The sequence below is a fragment of the Pseudomonas sp. CC120222-01a genome (assembly GCF_003097235.1).
Lineage (GTDB): Bacteria > Pseudomonadota > Gammaproteobacteria > Pseudomonadales > Pseudomonadaceae > Aquipseudomonas.
This window is the reverse complement of sequence record NZ_QEQQ01000002.1, coordinates 117,268-134,703: the sequence shown is the minus strand read 5'-3', so window position 1 is coordinate 134,703 and position 17,436 is coordinate 117,268. Positions and strand designations below refer to the sequence as shown.

Genomic DNA, 17,436 nt, shown 5'->3' with positions numbered 1-17,436 from the left:
CCGGCCCTTTCGCGGGCAAGCCCGCTCCCACAGGTCATGCGCCGCTGCTGAAGTCTGCGCATATCCTGTGGGAGCGGGTTCACCCGCGAAAGGGCCAGTGCAGGCAATACAAGGCTTACTGAATCTGCTCCGGCGTCACGATCACCCAGTTCTTGTCCGCCGTCACCGGCAACCCTTCCTTCGCCTGCGCCGCCGCGTTCTTCGCAATCATCCTGTTCAACTGGTCCATGTACTTGGCCTTGCGGTTTATCCACAGGTGGATGCCGCCCTTGTTCACATCCACGCCATGGAACTGCATGTAACCATCGCTGGTTGGCGTGTCACCCCCCACCAGAACCGGTTTCTTCCATTCATCGATGTAGGTCAGGATCGCCGCCTGCTTGCCGGCCATCCAGGTGGCCGGGGTCCACAGGTAAGGCGTCAGCTCCAGCCCTTCATTGGCCTTGGCGTCATACTGCCCGGCGCTGATCTGCTTGCGCGCCGTGGTCAGCTGGCCATTGGCGCGATCCTTGAGCAACAGGCTGACGCCAATCACGTTCTGCGGTTTGACGTTGTAGCCGTACTTCGGATCAGAAGCGACCATGCGCACCAGCTCTTCGGACGCCGCCGAAATCACATAGACCTCGATGCCATTCTCCATCAGCTTGTTGTACAGCTCGGCCTGGCCGGTGAAGACCTTTGGCGGCTGCACCTCGATGGCCTTGACCTGATCGCCTTCAAAATAGGTGCTGGGGATCGGCTTGCCCGAGGCCATCAGCTCATCGACCTGAGCCTTGAGTTCCTTGAGGGTGAAGCCGGCAAACACCTGCGCCACCCACGGGTAGCAGACCATGTCGTCGATCTCGCAGAGGCGGTAGTAGTAACTGAACAGGCTTTCCTTGTGCTCGGCGGTGTCCTTGAACGGGATCAGCTTGAGCGACGGGTCGAGCTTGTCGCGGGTCAGCAGGCCTTTGTTTTCCATGAACGGCAGCAGCGCTTCTTCGAGGTCGTAGCGGTAGCTGGTGTTGTCCATGTCGAAGACCGCGTAGTTACCTTTGTGGGCATTGGCGGCAATCATGGCGTCGAGCTGCTTGGCTGCATCGGTGGGCCAGTGCTTGAGCTCGGTGGCGAAGCTTTCGACACTGAACAGCAGGGACAAACCCAGGGCGAGGGCTTTCGGAGCGAACTTCATGTGCGAATCTCCTGAAATGACCCGGAAAAACTAGTGCAACATTCGCCGATTCCGGCCCCTCACAACGACCTTCACAAAACTGTAAACGCCGTGTGCATTGCTATCCGCGACAACCTGTTATTCCATAAACGACTAAGCAAATTACTTTTGGGTATAAATTCGTTTGTTTTCAGGCTGTTAGCATTTCCGTTCGCAATCGCTCACCAGAGGCGATGCCTCTTCTGCTTTTTCCTGGAGCTTCAATGAACCTGCCGTTGTCCCTCAACCTGCTGGCGTTCCTGGCCCTGCTGCTAGGCCTGGCGCAAACCAGCCGCACCGATTGGAGCCTGGCCAAGAAGGTCCTGCTGGGCCTGGCGCTGGGCGTCGCATTCGGCCTGGCCCTGCACACCATTTATGGCGCCGGCCACCCGGTACTCAAGGCCACCATCAGCTGGCTGGACCTGGTCGGCAACGGCTACGTCGGCCTGCTGCAGATGATCGTCATGCCGCTGATCTTCGCCTCGATCCTCAGCGCCGTGGCCCGCCTGCACAACGCGTCATCGCTCGGCCGCATCAGCGTGCTGAGCATCGGCACGCTGCTGCTGACCACCGCCATTGCCGCACTGATCGGTATTGTCCTGACCAACCTGTTCGGCCTGAGCGCCGAAGGCCTGGTGGCCGGCGCCCAGGAAAGCGCGCGCATGCAGGTTATCCACAGCGACTACGTGGGCAAGGTCGCCGACCTGAATATCCCGCAACTGCTGCTTTCGTTCATCCCGAGCAACCCGGTCGGCGACTTGGCCCGGGCCAAGCCGACCTCGATCATCAGCGTAGTGATCTTCGCCGTGTTCGTCGGCCTGGCCGCGCTGCAGCTGATCAAGGACGACGCCGAGAAGGGCGCGCGCGCCCTGTCGGCCATCGATACCCTGCAGGCCTGGGTGATGCGCCTGGTACGCGTGGTGATGAAGCTCACCCCTTACGGCGTACTGGCGCTGATGACCAAGGTGGTGGCCAGCTCGAACATGGAAGACATCCTCAAGCTGGGCAGCTTCGTGGTGGTGTCGTACCTGGGCCTGGCGCTGATGTTCGTGGTCCACGGCATTATCCTCGCCGCCACTGGCGTGAGCCCGCTGCGCTTCTTCCGCAAAGTCTGGCCGGTGCTGACCTTTGCCTTCACCAGCCGTTCCAGCGCTGCCAGCATCCCGCTGAACATCGAAGCGCAGACGCGCCGCCTGGGTGTGCCGCAGTCGATTGCCAGCTTCAGTGCATCGTTCGGCACCACCATTGGCCAGAACGGCTGCGCGGGCCTCTATCCAGCCATGTTGGCAGTGATGGTGGCACCTGCGGTGGGCATCGATACCTTCGACCCGCTGTGGATCGCGACCCTGGTGGCGATCGTGACGCTGAGCTCCGCGGGTGTCGCTGGCGTTGGTGGCGGAGCGACGTTTGCCGCGCTGATCGTGCTGCCGGCCATGGGCTTGCCGGTCGAACTGGTGGCACTGCTGATTTCGGTGGAGCCGCTGATCGACATGGGCCGCACGGCCTTGAACGTGAATGGGTCGATGACTGCGGGCGTAGTGACTAGCCAGCTGCTGAAAGAGACCGACAAGGACGTGCTGGCCGGCGATGAGCATGCCGAGCTGAGCCACTCCTGATAAATCGCCGGGGGCGCTTTGCGCCCCTTCGCGGGCACGCCCGCTCCCACATCGGTCCAGTGGGAGCGGGCGTGCCCGCGAAGGGCTGCAAAGCAGCCCCAGCAATCTCAAACCTTGTCCCAAACCTCGAAGTGGTAAGCCGGCTTGCCTTCTTCAGCCTGAGCCTCGCTCGACATCAGCTTCCACTGGCCCTCGTCGAACTCAGGGAACCACGCATCCCCCTCCGGCGCCAGTTCCACCCGCGTCAGGTACATCCGGCTCACCAGCCCCTTCTCCAACGCCTGCCCATACAGCTGCGCCCCGCCAATCAGCATCAGCTCGCCAACGCCCTGCTCGCGCGCCCACTGCTCGGCCCGCACCACCGCGGCCTCCAGCGAGGCAAACACCTCGGCCCCGGCCAGTTCCAGGCCCGCCTGCCGGCTGACCACGATATTCAGCCGCCCAGGCAACGGCCGGCCCAGTGAGTCCCAGGTCTTGCGCCCCATGATGATCGGCTTGCCCAGGGTGGTGGCCTTGAAGTACTTGAAGTCCCCCGGCAGGTGCCAGGGCATGGAGTTGTCGATGCCGATCACGCGGTTCTCGGCGTGAGCCGCGATCAGGCTGAGGGGGAGTGATGTATTCATGCCAGCGAGGATAGCACCGGGCGTGTGGGTTATGCTTCTGCCCTGAACCACGCAATGGAAGACCTTGTGACTGCACCGACTCCACTGGACAAGCGCTGGCTCACCGAAGCGGTACGCCTGCGCGAGGAACACGCCGGTCTCCTGGACGATCAGGAGGCCAACCGCCATGCCCGCCAGCAGGGCGGCGACCTGGCAGCGCGCATCGAAACCCGCGCGCTGTTCCTCGCCGAACGCGACGGCATGACCGCAGCCTTGCGCCACTGGAAACAGGGCGCACGCCTGGCGTTGCTGGCCTTGATGCTGCTGGCCGTTTTCAGCGGCGCAGGCCTGGCTCTCGCCGCCCTGGGCGACGGACAGCGCCCGGTCAATGTGTTCTGGGCCCTGGGCAGTCTGCTCGGGCTGAATCTGCTGCTGTTGCTGGGCTGGGCCGTGGGTTTCGCCTTGAGCGGCGAGCACGGCGCCAGCCTCGGCCGCCTGTGGTTGTGGCTAAGTGAGCGCTTCGCCCGCGACGCCAAGGCCGCGCACCTGGCGCCGGCACTGCTGGTGCTGCTGCAACGCCAACGGCTGAATCGCTGGCTGCTCGGCGTGCTGGTGCACGGCCTGTGGCTGCTGGCGATGGTCGCCGCCCTGAGCATGCTGCTGACGTTGCTGGCAACCCGCCGTTACGGCTTCGTCTGGGAAACCACCCTGCTGGCCGCCGACCCGTTCATTCACTTGACCCAGGCCCTCGGCGCCCTGCCTTCGCTGCTCGGTTTCGCCGTGCCGGACGAAGCGATGATACGCGCCAGTGGCGATACCTTTCCCGCCCTGGATGCCGCCCGTCAGGCCTGGGCCAGCTGGCTGCTCGGCGTGGTGCTGGTGTACGGCCTGCTGCCGCGCTTGCTGCTGGCCGGGCTGTGCCTGTGGCGCTGGCGCCAGGGCCGTGCCCAGCTGGCGCTGGACCTCAGCCTGCCCGGCTACGCGCAATTGCGCGATGCACTGATGCCGCGAAGCGAACGCATCGGTGTGCAGGACGCCGCTCCCGATGCACTCCCGCAGTTTCAGGCCGGCCAGCTGGAAAGCGGCAGCAGCGGCGCCTTGCTGGTAGGCCTGGAACTCGACGACCAACGCCCCTGGCCGCCCGCCCTGCCCAAGGCGGTAACCGACGCCGGTGTGCTCGACAGCCGCGAATCACGCAACAAGCTGCTCGAACAGCTCAGCCGTTTCCCACCGGCGCGCCTGGCCATCGCCTGCGACCCACGCCGCTCACCCGACCGTGGCAGCCTGGCGCTGCTCGCGGAGCTGGCACGCAATGCTGGCGCCACCCGCATCTGGTTGCTTCAGGCTGCCCCCGGCCAGGCCCTCGACGCCGAACGCCTGGGCGACTGGCACGACGCCCTCGACCGCCTCGGCCTGCCCCATGCCGACACTTCGCCCCTGACCTGGCTGGAGCATGGCCATGACTGAGCCGCTGAAACTGGCCGTGGTCGGCCACACCAACGTCGGCAAGACTTCGCTGCTGCGCACGCTCACCCGCGACGTCGGCTTCGGCGAGGTCTCGCACCGCCCCAGCACCACCCGCCATGTCGAGGGTGCGCGGCTGTCGGTGGACGGCGAACCGCTGCTCGAGCTCTACGACACCCCCGGCCTGGAAGACGCCATCGCCCTGCTCGACTACCTCGAACGCCTGGAACGCCCCGGCGAACGCCTGGACGGCCCGGCCCGCCTCGAACGCTTCCTGCAGGGCAGCGAGGCACGCCAGCGCTTCGAGCAGGAAGCCAAGGTGCTGCGCCAGCTGCTGGCGAGCAATGCCGGCCTGTATGTGATCGACGCCCGCGAGCCGGTGCTGGCCAAGTACCGCGACGAACTGGAAGTGCTGGCCAGTTGTGGCAAGCCGCTGCTGCCGGTGCTCAACTTCGTCGCCAGCAGCCAGCACCGCGAGCCGGAATGGCGTGAAGCCCTTGCCCGGCTTGGGCTTCATGCATTGGTGCGGTTCGATAGCGTAGCGCCGCCAAAGGATGGTGAACGCCGCCTGTACGAGAGCCTCGCACTGCTGCTGGAGGACGCCCGGCCGGCCCTGCAACGGTTGATCGATGACCAGCAGGCCCAGCGCCTGGCGCGTCAACACAGCGGCAAGCGGCTGATCGCCGAACTGCTGCTCGACTGTGCCGCCTGCCGGCGCAGCGTCGAGGCCGAGCCGGCAGCTGAAGCCAGGGCTATCGAGGCCTTACGCCAGGATGTGCGCCAGCGTGAGCAGCGTTGCGTGGAGGCGCTGCTCAAGCTGTATGCCTTCCGCCGTGAGGATGCCAATGCCGGTGATTTGCCGTTGCTGGATGGGCGTTGGGGCGATGACCTGTTCAATCCCGAAACCCTGAAACTGCTGGGTGTGCGCCTGGGCAGCGGCGTGGCGGCCGGGGCTGCCGCCGGTGCCGGGGTCGATTTGCTGGTTGGCGGCCTGACCCTCGGCGCTGCCGCGCTGGCGGGGGCCATTGCCGGTGGCGCGCTGCAGACGGCGCGCAACTATGGGTCGCGGCTCATGGGCAAGCTGAAGGGCCAGCGCGAGCTGACGGTGGATGACACGGTGCTGCGGCTGCTGGCGTTGCGTCAGCAGCAGTTGATGGTGGCACTGGATGGCCGCGGACATGCGGCCCAGGACAGCATCCGGCTGGGCGAACTGGATGAGAAGGCCTGGCGTGAGGGGAAGCTGCCGGAGGCCTTGAGCAAGGCGCGGGCGCATCCGCAATGGTCGACGCTCAACCCTGGGGCGAAGCTCAATCAGGCTGAGCGGCAGGAACAGCTGGAGGCATTGGTTTCACAGATCTGATTCAGCAGGTCCGGCCCCTTCGCGGGCACGCCCGCTCCCACAGGTATTGTGTGGTCCCTGTGGGAGCGGGCGTGCCCGCGAAGAGGCCGGTACAGGCAATCCTCAAAGCAAGGCCAATGCCTTGTCCTTCAGCACCACCAGATCCATCACCGGCACCCCGACCTCCTTGGCCATCTCGTCCCACTCGCGCATCCGCAAACTGACCTCGAACAGCGGATCGCGCTCGAAGGCATCTGCCTCATCAGCGCTCATGACCCCACCTTGATATTCCAGCGTCCGCCGGCTCGCCTCGCTCAACCGGTCGTAATACCCCGGCTGGCGCAAGGTCAGGTAACGCTTGGCCTCCACGTGATACTGCACCAGCCGCGCCATCCGCTCGCCAAAGCCACAACGGCGCAGGTACTCGGCACCGATGCGCTCATGGCTGACCACGCCATAGCCCCCCATGCTTGCGTCGCCGCCGCACAGGTGGCCAATGTCGTGGAAGAACGCCGCCAGCACCACTTCATCGTCGTAGCCTTCAGCCATGGCCAGCTGCGCAGCCTGGGACATGTGTTCGAGCTGGTTGATGGCTTCGCCGATGTAGTCGTCGCTGCCATGCTGCTCATACAAGTTGAACAGCTTGTCGATGGTCTGGGCTGGCGTAAGCATTGGCTTCACTCCTGGGCTTTTTCTTATTGTTGCGCCACTTTCTCCGACTTGCCGTCATAGCGCTTGCGCCATTCAGTGAGGATCTCGTCGCGGTTCTTCGAGGCCCAGGCAAAGTCGTTCTTGATCAGGCGCTGTTCATAGTCGGCTGGCAGCTCGGTCTGCGGCTTGGCAATGCCTGGCGCGGCCAGTACGGCAAAGTTGTCCTTGTACAGCTCCATGGCGGCAGGGCTTGCCGAGAAATCAGCCAGGCGCTTGGCTGCGTCAGCCTTCGGCGAGCCCTTGATCACGGCGGTCGCCTCGATCTCCCAGCCCAGGCCTTCCTTCGGCAGCACGATATCCAGCGGCGCGCCCTGGCGCTTGAGCTGCACGGCCGGGTACTCGAACGAGATACCGATCGGGAACTCGCCCGCCGCCGCCAGCTTGCACGGCTTGGAGCCGGAGTGCACGTACTGGCCGATGTTCTGGTGCAGGGCGTCCATGTAGGCCCAACCCTGCGGCTCGCCGAAGGTCTGCAGCCAGGCACTGACGTCGAGGAAGCCGGTGCCGGACGAAGCCGGGTTAGGCATGACGATCTTGCCTTTGTATTCAGGCTTGGTCAGGTCCTGCCAGCTCACCGGTTTGCTCAGGCCCTGCTTCTCGGCTTCGACGGTATTGAAGCAGATAGTCGCGGCCCACACGTCCATGCCGACCCAGGCTGGCGGGTTGGCCGCATCGCGGTAGTTGGCGGAGATCTTGCCCAGGTCTTTCGGCGCGTAGGCTTCGAGCATGCCGTTCTGGTCGAGGATGGCCAGGCTGGAAGCGGCCAGGCCCCAGACCGCGTCGGCTTGCGGGCGGTCTTTCTCGGCCAGCAGCTTGGCGGTGATGATGCCGGTGGAGTCACGCACCCATTTGATTTCGATGTCCGGGTTGGCCTTTTCGAAGGCCTGCTTGTAGCTCTTGAGCTGCTCGGCTTCCAGGGCGGTGTAGACGGTCAACTGAGTGGCTGCGGCCGAAGCCTGCAGGCTGAAGACGGCGGATACGGCAGCGGCAAGTGCAAGGGGCTTGAACATGATGCGTTTCCTATCAGTGTGGGCAGTCGGTCAATGGCCGGGGGCGCGTTGGCGCCAGGCCTGGGAGCGGCGCAGCAGGCCGCGGGAAGCACCAGCCAGCAGCAAGGAAGCAGCGGCGCTGGTCAGCAGGATCAGGGTCGACATGGCGGCGGCGCCGCCAACGTTGCCGGCATCGTCCATGTTCAACACGGCGACGGCGGCGAGGATGGTGTCGGGGCTGTAGAGGAAGATCGCTGCCGACACAGTGGTCATTGCCGAGACGAACAGGTAGCGGATGATGTCCAGCAGCGCCGGCAGGCAGATCGGCACGGTGACCCGCACGAAGTGCTTGTACAGCGGCGCCTTGAGCGACAGCGCGGCTGCCTCGAACTCGCCGTCGAGTTGGCGCAGTGCGGTGGCGGCGGTCATCTGCGCGGTGGTCAGGTAGTGGGCGATGGTGCACAGCACCAGCAGCGCCATGCCGCCATAGAACACGTGCAGCGGGTTGCCGTTGAGGTTGAAGAAGAACACGTAGCCCAGGCCCAGTACCAACCCGGGTACCGCCATGGGGATGAAGCTGAGCAGGCGCAGGGCCTGGTTGAGCAGGCGCTGGCCCTGGGTTTTCTCCATCAGATAGGCGCCGGTGAAGATCACCAGGCTGCCGATCAGTGCGGTGCACAGGGCCATGGTCACGCTGTTGCGGTAGGCCAGCCAGCCGCCTCCGGCCGTATCGTCGAACATATAGTGCTTGAACGACAGGGTCAGGTTGTACGGCCAGAACGTCACCAGCGACGAGTACACCGCCATGCCGATCACCACCAGCAGCGCCGCGCAGACCAGCAGCACGATGGCCAGGAAGCAGGCATCACGGCAGCGCGACGGCTTGGGCTCGAACACCTGGGCACGACCGCTCATTGCCTCACCCTGGCGCCGACGCAGCCATGCATCGACGCCGAAGCTGAGCAGCGCTGGCAGCAGCAGCACCATGCCGATCAACGCGCCACGGCCGAATTGCTGCTGGCCGACCACTGCCTTGTAGGCTTCCAGCGCCAGCACCTGATAGTCGCCACCGACCACCACCGGCACACCGAAGTCGGTGATGGTCAGGGTGAACACCAGGCAGAACGCGGCGAACACCGCCTGCCGCGTGGCTGGCCAGGTGATGCTGCAGAATGCCCGCCACGGCCCGGCGCCCATGCTCGACGCCGCGTCAAACAGCCGGGCGTCGGCCAGTGAAAGGGCCGAGAGCAGGATCATCAGCGCATGGGGGAAGGTGTAGATGGCCTCGCCGAGGACAATGCCCCAGAAGCCGTAGATGTTGTCGCTGATCAGGCTACGCAGCAGGCCCTGGTTGCCGAACAGGTAGACCAGGGCAATCGCCGGCAGCATCGACGGCGCCAGCAGCGGCAGCAGCGAAATGCCGCGCCACAGGCCCTTGGCCGGGATCAGCGTACGCTGCAGGGCATAGGCGAACAGGTAGGCCAGCGGCACCACGATCGCCGCCACGGTGAAGGCCACCGACAGGCTGTTGCCGAGCAACCAGTGGAAGTTTTCGCTGGCGAACAATTCGCGGGCAGCCAGCAGGCCACCGCCCTGGCCGGCTTCAGCGCTGAAGCCTTTCCAGAAAATGGCCAGCAGCGGCATCACCACGGCCAGCAGCAGCAGGACCAGCAGCAGGCTCTTGCCACCGATGACGAACAGGCGATCACCCAGGGCGACGTCGCCGCGTCGCGCATCCTTGGCCTGGGTCAGCGGCAGGGACATTGGCGCGGCCATCTCAGGCAAACACCTGCAGGCTCTGCGGTGGCAAGGCCACCCAGATATCCTGCGAGCCAAGGCGCGGCATGGCTTCCGGCGCCAGTTCGGCCAGCAGCGCATGGCCCGGCAGGGCCTTGAGTTCGAAGCTCATGCGGCAGCGGTTGCCGAGGAAGGTGATTTCGCGGACCTTGGCCGGGAACAGGTTTTCCTCATGCACCACCGGGTTCACGGTGATTGCCTCCGGGCGGCAGAACAGCCGGCCACTGCGGGCGGTACCTGCGTTGGTCGCCAGGCGCATGCTCATGGCGCCAACCTGGGCGTGGCTGTCGCTGCTGCGCTGGAACGGCAGCCAGTTGCCCTGGCCGACGAACTCGGCGACGAACGGCGTGGCCGGCTGGTCGTAGATTTCCTGCGGGGTCGCGTATTGCTCGACCTGACCATTGTTCATCACCGCAATGCGGTCGGCCATGAGCATGGCTTCGTCCTGATTGTGGGTGACCATCAGCGTCGTGATGCCCAGCTGACGCTGCAGCTGGCGCAGCTCGGTGCACAGATGCTCACGCACCCGGGCATCCAGTGCCGACATCGGTTCGTCGAGCAGCAGCAGCGAGGGTGATGGCGCCAGCGCACGGGCCAGGGCCACACGCTGCTGCTGGCCGCCGGACAGCTGGCCGGGGTATTTCTTTTCGCTGCCGGACAGGCCAACCAGTTCGAGCATTTCGGCCACACGCTGGCGGCTCTCGTCGCGGCTGTTACCGGTCAGCCCGTAAGCGATGTTGGCTTCGACGCTAAGGTTGGGGAACAGCGCGTAGGACTGGAACAGAATGCCGTAGTCCCGTGCCTGGGGCGGCAGTTCGGAGATGTCGCGCTCACCGATGTACAGCGTGCCGCGGTCCTGGCGCTCAAGGCCGGCGATGCAGCGCAGCAGGGTGGTCTTGCCGCAACCGGACGGGCCGAGCAGGCACACCAGCTCGCCAGCAGCGATGTCCAGAGACACGTCGTTGAGCGCCGTGAAGGCACCGAAACGCTTGTGGATACCGCGCACTTTCATCTGTGCGCCTGGGGTGGCGTGGTTCATGGCAAGGCCTCATCGAACAAGTGAGGGCCATGCTAGGAAGGCTGTGCGAAGGTTCTGTGGCTTTTGGGCAAAAGCCGGTGATAGTGGTATAGGCAGATTTTGTAATGGCCCGACATGCCGGTGCATGACCTGTAGGAGCGGCCTTGTGTCGCGAAAGGGCCGCAGAGCGGCCCCAGCAATATCTACCTAAATGCAGAAATCCTGGGGCTGCTGCGCAACCCTTTCGCGACACAAGGCCGCTCCTACAGGTGTGAACCCACCACTTCCTGCGCCACGCCAAGGAAGGCAGCCGGCAACCGGGCCTGGCGCCGTTCCTTCAGGCAATACAGGTATTCGTGCATCACCGGCGCATTCTCCAGCGCCAGCACCCGCAGCTCCGGATTGTGCGGCACCTCGTGCCGGGCAATCACGCTGATGCCAATGTTGCGCAGCACTGCCTCGCGGATCGACTCGCGGCTGCCGATCTCCAGCAACGCCCCGGCCTTGACCCCGGCATCCAGCATCATCTGTTCAGTCAGCTTGCGCGTGGTCGAGCCCTTCTCGCGCATCAGCAGGCAATGCCCCGCCACCACATCAATGGAGACTGCCTGGCGATGGGCCAACGGATGGTTACGGTGCACCGCCACCACTAACGGATCGGTGCCCAGCACCCGTCGCACCAGCCGCGCATCCTCCAGCAGCTGCGACGATGCGGCGATGTCCACCCGGTAGTCCTCGAGCATCTCCAGCACCTGCTGCGAGTTGCCGATCTCCACCATCACCTCGACCTGAGGCAGGCGCTCGCGGAAGATCTTCACCAGGTCGAGGATGTAATACGGCGCGGTGGCAGCGATGCGCAGGCTGCCCTGGGCCTGGCCGCTGTTGCGCAGCTCGAACTCGATGTCGGCCTCCTGCTGCAGCAGCGCCTTGACCATCGGCAGCAGGCGCACGCCCTCTTCACTCAGCACCAGGCGCCGGCCTCCGCGGTAGAACAGCTCCACCGCGTAATGGCTTTCCAGGTTGCGGATCTGCGTGGTCACCGTCGGCTGGCTGAGCCCGAGCTTCTTCGCCGCCAGGGTGATGCTGCCCAGGCGGGCCACCATGTAGAAGGCTTTGAGCTCGGCACTCAGCATTGCAGGACCTCATTTGCGCAGCAGGCGCAGACCGTTGAACACCACCAGCAGGCTCACGCCCATGTCGGCGAACACTGCCATCCACATGGTGGCCATGCCGGCAAAGGTGATCGCCAGGAATATCGCCTTGATGCCCAGCGCCAGAACGATGTTCTGCGTCAGGATCGCCGCACTTTGGCGCGACAGCCTGACGAACGCCGGGATTTTGCGCAAGTCGTCATCCATCAGCGCTACGTCGGCGGTCTCGATCGCCGTGTCGGTACCGGCCGCCGCCATGGCGAAGCCTATTTCCGCGCGGGCCAGGGCTGGCGCGTCGTTGATGCCATCACCGACCATGCCGACCCGGTGCCCTTCGGCGTAAAGCTGCTCGATGCTGTGCAGCTTGTCGGCGGGTAGCAGGTTGCCCTCGGCACGGTCGATACCCACTTGGGCGGCGATGGCCTGGGCGGTGTGCGGATTGTCGCCGGTCAGCATGACGGTCTTGATACCCAGCGCGTGCAGTTCGGCGATGGCCTGGCGGCTGCTGTCCTTGACCGTATCGGCCACGGCGAACAGGGCCAACGGCCCGGAACGGTCGAGCAGCAGAACGACGGTCTTGCCCTGGCGTTCCAGCGTATCCAGTTGGGCTTCCAGCTCCGGCGAGCACAGGCCCAGCTCTTCGACCAACCGGTGGTTGCCCAGGTGATAGGTGTCGCCGTCGATATCACCCCGCACGCCACGGCCGGCCAGGGCCGCGAATTCGCTGACCTCGCTCAGCGGCAGGTTCTGCGCCTTGGCGAACTGGGCGATGGCGCCCGACACCGGGTGATCGGAACGGTCGGCCAGGCTCGCCGCCAACGCCTGGGCACGGCCCTCGAACAGGGGTTCAAGCACCTTGGCGTCGGTTTGCACCGGTTTGCCGTGGGTGATGGTGCCGGTCTTGTCCAGGGCCAGGAAGTCCAGCTTGCGCCCACCTTCCAGGTAGACTCCGCCCTTGATCAGGATGCCCTTGCGCGCTGCGGCCGCCAGGCCACTGACGATGGTCACCGGGGTGGAGATGACCAGCGCACACGGACAAGCCACCACCAGCAGCACCAGCGCACGATACACCCAGTCGAACCAGGCGCCGGCCATGAACAGCGGCGGGATCACTGCCACTGCGAAGGCCACGGCAAATACCACCGGGGTGTAGATGCGCGAGAACTGGTCGACGAAACGCTGGGTAGGCGCACGCGCACCCTGTGCTTCTTCGACGGCCTTGATGATGCGCGCCAGGGTCGACTGCCCTGCGGCCGCCGTCACCCGGTACTCCAGGGCGCCGGCCTGGTTGATGGTGCCGGCGAACAGCTTGTCGCCCGCTGACTTTTCTACAGGCAGGCTTTCGCCGGTGATCGGCGCCTGATCGACGCTGGATTGCCCGCTGACCACCTTACCATCCAGGCCGATGCGTTCGCCCGGTCGCACCCGTACCAAGGCACCGATGGCCACCTCACGCACCTCCACCTCGCGCCACTGGCCATCGGTGTGCTGCACCGTGGCCATGTCCGGGGCCAGCTGCATCAGCCCGCCGATGGCATTGCGCGCCCGGTCCAGCGAGCGCGCCTCGATCAGCTCGGCGACGGTGAACAGCACCATGACCATGGCCGCTTCCGGCCACTGGCCAATCAGCACCGCACCGGTCACGGCGATGCTCATCAGCGCATTGATGTTGAGGTTGCGGTTCTTCAGGGCGATCCAGCCCTTCTTGTAGGTGCCCAGGCCGCAGCCGAGGATCGCTGCCAGCGCCAGCGCGGCAACCAGCCATTCTGGCGCGAGGCTGGCGAAGTGCACGATTTCGGCGGCGATCGCGGCAATACCCGACAGGGCCAGCGGCCACCAGCGAGTCTTGTGCGGCTGCGCTGCAACGGTGCTGCCGTCGTCTTCAGCGGCCAGCGGCTCGGCCTTCATACCGAGGCTGTCGATGGCGCGCTCGATCTCGTCGGTACCGCTCAAGGTATGGCGCACGCCGAGCACGCGGTTGATCAGGTTGAATTCGAGCTGCTCGATGCCCGCCAGCTTGCCCAGCTTGTCCTGGATCAGGGTCTGCTCGGTGGGGCAGTCCATGGCGTCGATGCGAAAACGGCTGAGCTGCGCGTGGCTGCTGGCCTTCTCGCGCAGTTGCACCAAAGCGGGCGCGGCGCTGGAGCCACAGCAGCTGTGGGCGTGAGCGGCATGGACGTGGCCTTCATCGCCATGGGCATGGTCGTGGGAATGCTTGTGTTCGTGGCTGACAGGCTGGTTCATGGGGTCATCCTTAAATTGAGCCTGTTGCCAAGTGAACACCCTGTAGCCACTATAGGGTCAAGCCACTTGCTGGAGATTTCGCCATGAAAATCGGAGAACTGGCCAAAGCCACCGACTGCGCCGTGGAAACCATCCGCTATTACGAGCGTGAACAATTGCTGCCGGAGCCGGCGCGCACCGAGGGCAACTACCGGCAGTACACCCAGGCCCATGTGGAGCGGCTGACCTTCATCCGCAATTGCCGAACGCTGGACATGACCCTGGACGAGATCCGCAGCCTGCTACGCCTGCGCGACAGCCCCGACGACTCATGTGGCAGCGTCAATGCACTGATCGACGAGCATATCGAGCATGTGCAGGCGCGGATCGATGGCTTGGTGGCGTTGCAGGAGCAGCTGGTGGAGCTGCGGCGGCGCTGCAATGCGCAGGGGGCCGAGTGCGCGATTTTGCAGCAACTGGAGACGAACGGGGCGGTATCCGTGCCGGACACCGAGCATTCGCATGTGGGGCGAAGCCACGGGCATTGAGATTGCTGGGGGCGCTTTGCGCCCCTTTCGCGACACAAGGCCGCTCCTACAGGCGTACGCGTAACCCTGTAGGAGCGGCCTTGTGTCGCGAAAGGGCTGCAAAGCAGCCCCGGCAATCTAGAGAATCACACCGCCATCGGCGCCGTCATCGGCGCGTGGTGCTCATACCCTTCCAGGCTGAAGTCGCTCGGTTCGATCTTCTCCAGCCACTCCGGCTCGTACTTGCCGGTCTTGGCGAACTCCGGCACACGGTCACTGATCACCAGCTTCGGCGCTTCCAGCGGCGCGCGTTTGAGCTGCTCGTTGAGCATGTCCAGGTGGTTCTCATACACATGGGCATCGCCGATGAAGTAGGTGAACCAGCGCGGGGTGTAGCCGGTCAGGCGGCCGAACAGCGACAGCAACGCCGCGCCTTCGGTGAGGTTGAACGGCGTGCCCAGGCCCAGGTCGTTGGAGCGGATGTAGAGGGTCAGGGAAATTTCCTTGGTCTCGACATTCGGGTGGAACTGGTACAGCAGGTGGCACGGCGGCAGGGCCATTTCGTCGAGCTGGGCGCAGTTCCAGCCGTGGAACAGGATGCGCCGGCTGCCCGGGTCGTTGGCGATGGTGTCCAGGCACTGGCGCACCTGGTCGATGGCCTTGTACAGGATGACGAACGCCACGCCGTCCTCTTCGTCCTGGGCGATACGGCGGAAGCCCGCCTGCTCGGCCATTTCGATGGCCGCCGGGTTGCTCAGCGGGATGCGCTTGTAGCCCGGCCACTGGCGCCATTGCACGCCGTAGATCTCGCCCAGGTCGTCATGCCCCTGGCGGAACGGGTTGGCCAGCCACTGGGCGTTCTCGTTGGCGTTCTGGTCCCAGACCTTGCAGCCCAGCTCGCGGAATTCACCGGCGTTCTTCACGCCACGCAGGAAGCCGACCATCTCGCCGATTGCCGACTTGAACGCCAGCTTGCGCGTGGTGATGGCCGGGAAGCCCTTTTGCAAGTCGAAACGCAGCATGGCGCCCGGCAGGCTGATGGTGCGGATACCGGTGCGGTTGCCCTGCAGCGTGCCGTTCTCGATGACGTCGCGGACCAGGTCCAGATACTGTTTCATGGCTTACCTGTAACAAGAACGGCAGGGGGATCACCCCTGCCGTGGGAATAATCAGGCGGGTTTCGCCGTGGGTTTGCGATTATAAGCCCACCAGATCAGGCCAAGGCCAGCCAGGATCATCGGCACGCAGAGAATCTGACCCATGGTCAGCCAGCCCCAGGCGATGTAACCGAGCTGCGCGTCCGGCACACGGACGAATTCCACGATGAAGCGGAAGATGCCGTAGAACAGCGCAAACATGCCGGAAACCGCCATGGTTGGCCGCGGCTTGCGCGAGAACAGCCAGAGGATGACGAACAGCGCCACGCCTTCCAGGGCGAACTGGTACAGCTGCGATGGGTGGCGCGGCAGCTGGGCCGGGTCGCTGAACGGCGGGAAGATCATCGCCCATGGCACGTCGGTGGGTTTGCCCCACAGCTCGGCGTTGATGAAGTTGCCGATACGCCCGGCGCCAAGGCCGATCGGCACCAGCGGCGCGACGAAGTCCATCAGCTCGAAGAACGACTTGTTGTTGCGCTTGCCAAACCACAGCGCGGCCAGCATCACGCCGATGAAGCCGCCGTGGAACGACATGCCGCCCTTCCACACCTCGAAGATCAGCGTCGGGTTGGCCAGGTAGGCGTGCAGGTCGTAGAACAGCACATAGCCCAGGCGCCCGCCGACGATCACCCCCATCGACAACCAGAACACCAGGTCGGAGAGTTTCTCGCGGGTCCAGGTGGGGTCAAAGCGGTTGAGCCGGCGCGAGGCCAGCAGCCAGGCACCGCCGATGCCGACCAGGTACATCAGGCCGTACCAGTGGATTTTCAGTGGCCCGAGGGCTACGGCCACGGGGTCTATCTGCGGGTAAGGCAGCATGGAACTTCCTCTCGATTCAAATCAGAAAGCTGAGGCCGACGCAGAACAGCAAGGCTGCGAACAGGCGTTTCAACAGGCGTGGCGACATCTTGTGCGCCAGGCGCGCGCCAAAGCGCGCGAAAAACATGCTGGTCACGGCAATGCCGACCAGCGCCGGCAGGTAGACGAAACCAATGCTGTGGGGCGGCAGGTGCTCTTCGTGCCAGCCCAGCAGCATGAAGCTCAGGGCGCTGGCCAGAGCAATCGGCAGACCGCAGGCCGAGGACGTCGCCACGGCCTTTTGCATCGGTAGGCCGCGCCAGGTCAGAAACGGCACGGTCAGCGAGCCGCCGCCGATGCCGAAGATCGCCGACGCCCAGCCGATCACCCCGCCGGCGCCGATCAAGGCCGGCTTGCCAGGGATGTCATGGCTGGCCTTGGGCTTGAGGTCCAGGGCCATCTGCGCGGCGATGATCAGGGCGAACACACCGATGATCTTCTGCAACTGCGGGCCCTGGATCAGCGACGCGGTCTTGGCGCCGATACCGGCGCCGATGAGGATGCCGAGGGTCATCCAGGCGAAGATCGGCCATTGCACCGCGCCTTTGCGATGGTGCTCGAGCACGGCGTTGATCGAGGTGAAGACGATGGTCGCCAGCGAGGTACCCACTGCCAGGTGGGTCAGCACCGACGCGTCGAAGCCCTGCAGGGTAAAGCTGAATACCAGCACCGGCACGATGATGATGCCGCCACCCACGCCGAACAGCCCGGCCAGCACGCCGGCGCAGGCGCCCAACAGCAGATAGAGCACGAATTCCATTCGTATTCCCCGAGAAAACAATCCGGCATGGTAAC

Annotated in this window: 15 protein-coding genes; 4 read left to right on the top strand and 11 right to left on the bottom strand. The window is 64.8% G+C overall.

Annotated features, from left to right (window positions below):
* Nucleotides 1–115: 115 nt before the first annotated feature.
* A complete protein-coding gene (locus tag N430_RS03535; RefSeq protein ID WP_110632870.1) occupies nt 116–1,171 on the bottom strand; it encodes a haloacid dehalogenase-like hydrolase in 1,056 nt (351 codons plus the stop codon).
* 242 nt (nt 1,172–1,413) lie between these two features.
* Between N430_RS03535 and N430_RS03530 the strand changes: the two genes are divergently transcribed.
* Nucleotides 1,414–2,805, top strand: a complete 1,392-nt coding sequence (locus N430_RS03530) for an L-cystine transporter (RefSeq protein ID WP_110632868.1) — start codon at nt 1,414–1,416, stop codon at nt 2,803–2,805.
* A gap of 107 nt (nt 2,806–2,912) precedes the next feature.
* Here the strand turns inward: N430_RS03530 and N430_RS03525 are convergent, their stop codons facing one another.
* Entirely contained in the window at nt 2,913–3,428 is a 516-nt protein-coding gene (locus N430_RS03525; RefSeq protein WP_110632866.1) for a dihydrofolate reductase, read from the bottom strand.
* A 54-nt stretch (nt 3,429–3,482) separates the two neighbouring features.
* Here N430_RS03525 and N430_RS03520 point away from each other — a divergent pair, with 54 nt between their 5' ends.
* Both N430_RS03520 and N430_RS03515 read left to right on the top strand, forming a co-directional pair.
* Entirely contained in the window at nt 3,483–4,874 is a 1,392-nt protein-coding gene (locus N430_RS03520; protein ID WP_110632864.1) for a DUF2868 domain-containing protein, read from the top strand.
* Nucleotides 4,867–6,231: a GTPase/DUF3482 domain-containing protein gene (locus N430_RS03515; protein WP_110632862.1), complete on the top strand. Its 1,365-nt coding sequence runs from the start codon at nt 4,867–4,869 to the stop codon at nt 6,229–6,231. The genes N430_RS03520 and N430_RS03515 overlap by 8 nt, the downstream gene beginning before the upstream one ends.
* A gap of 102 nt (nt 6,232–6,333) precedes the next feature.
* Here N430_RS03515 and N430_RS03510 read toward each other — a convergent pair whose 3' ends face one another.
* From N430_RS03510 to N430_RS03480, 6 genes are all read right to left on the bottom strand, one after another.
* Nucleotides 6,334–6,882, bottom strand: coding sequence for a phosphonate degradation HD-domain oxygenase (locus N430_RS03510; protein WP_110632860.1), 549 nt, complete (start codon nt 6,880–6,882; stop codon nt 6,334–6,336).
* Between the two features lie 23 nt (nt 6,883–6,905).
* Nucleotides 6,906–7,931: a putative 2-aminoethylphosphonate ABC transporter substrate-binding protein gene (locus N430_RS03505; protein WP_099814456.1), complete on the bottom strand. Its 1,026-nt coding sequence runs from the start codon at nt 7,929–7,931 to the stop codon at nt 6,906–6,908.
* 30 nt (nt 7,932–7,961) lie between these two features.
* On the bottom strand, nt 7,962–9,686 hold the full coding sequence (locus N430_RS03500; RefSeq protein WP_110632857.1) for a putative 2-aminoethylphosphonate ABC transporter permease subunit: 1,725 nt from the start codon (nt 9,684–9,686) through the stop codon (nt 7,962–7,964).
* Between the two features lies 1 nt (nt 9,687).
* Nucleotides 9,688–10,746 carry a putative 2-aminoethylphosphonate ABC transporter ATP-binding protein gene (locus tag N430_RS03495; RefSeq protein ID WP_110632853.1) on the bottom strand — a complete coding sequence of 353 codons (1,059 nt, stop codon included), beginning with the start codon at nt 10,744–10,746 and terminating at the stop codon, nt 9,688–9,690.
* 242 nt (nt 10,747–10,988) lie between these two features.
* Nucleotides 10,989–11,858: a LysR family transcriptional regulator gene (locus N430_RS03485; RefSeq protein WP_110632850.1), complete on the bottom strand. Its 870-nt coding sequence runs from the start codon at nt 11,856–11,858 to the stop codon at nt 10,989–10,991.
* A 9-nt stretch (nt 11,859–11,867) separates the two neighbouring features.
* Nucleotides 11,868–14,120, bottom strand: coding sequence for a heavy metal translocating P-type ATPase (locus tag N430_RS03480; protein ID WP_110632847.1), 2,253 nt, complete (start codon nt 14,118–14,120; stop codon nt 11,868–11,870).
* Nucleotides 14,121–14,203: 83 nt separating this feature from the next.
* On the opposite strand from N430_RS03480, the gene cadR reads away from it, so the two are divergent.
* On the top strand, nt 14,204–14,647 hold the full coding sequence (cadR, locus tag N430_RS03475) for a cadmium resistance transcriptional regulator CadR (RefSeq protein WP_027920939.1): 444 nt from the start codon (nt 14,204–14,206) through the stop codon (nt 14,645–14,647).
* A 125-nt stretch (nt 14,648–14,772) separates the two neighbouring features.
* Here cadR and N430_RS03470 read toward each other — a convergent pair whose 3' ends face one another.
* Genes N430_RS03470 through N430_RS03460 form a run of 3 tightly spaced genes read right to left on the bottom strand, consistent with a single transcriptional unit; the run spans nt 14,773 to nt 17,401 of the window.
* Entirely contained in the window at nt 14,773–15,744 is a 972-nt protein-coding gene (locus N430_RS03470; protein WP_110632844.1) for a thymidylate synthase, read from the bottom strand.
* A gap of 51 nt (nt 15,745–15,795) precedes the next feature.
* Entirely contained in the window at nt 15,796–16,602 is an 807-nt protein-coding gene (gene lgt, locus N430_RS03465) for a prolipoprotein diacylglyceryl transferase (RefSeq protein WP_079230092.1), read from the bottom strand.
* 16 nt (nt 16,603–16,618) lie between these two features.
* On the bottom strand, nt 16,619–17,401 hold the full coding sequence (locus N430_RS03460; RefSeq protein WP_110632841.1) for a sulfite exporter TauE/SafE family protein: 783 nt from the start codon (nt 17,399–17,401) through the stop codon (nt 16,619–16,621).
* Nucleotides 17,402–17,436 lie beyond the last annotated feature (35 nt).